Annotated in this window: 1 protein-coding gene; it reads left to right on the plus strand. The window is 45.6% G+C overall.

What is annotated here, in order from left to right:
- Positions 1-270 (plus strand): LysR substrate-binding domain-containing protein (locus tag IEQ44_RS15885; protein ID WP_264674495.1); only part of this gene is annotated, 270 nt, incomplete at both ends.

Consider the following 270-nt stretch of genomic DNA (forward strand, 5'->3'; position numbering starts at 1 on the left):
ACCGCTGCGTCATCCATCACCATGCCCTTATTACAGGCGGTTCGCGCTGAATTTCCGGAGATCGTTATCTATCTTCATGAAAATAGTGGTGCAGTGCTTAACGAAAAATTGATAAATCACCAACTCGATATGGCGGTGATTTATGAGCATTCCCCTGTGGCTGGTGTATCCAGTCAGGCTTTGCTGAAAGAAGATCTTTTTCTGGTAGGAACTCAAGATTGCCCGGGGCAAAGCGTTGATGTGAATGCTATTGCGCAAATGAACCTCTTT

Source organism: Nocardioides malaquae, from assembly GCF_015070385.1.
GTDB classification, from domain to species: Bacteria; Actinomycetota; Actinomycetes; order Propionibacteriales; family Nocardioidaceae; genus Nocardioides; species Nocardioides malaquae.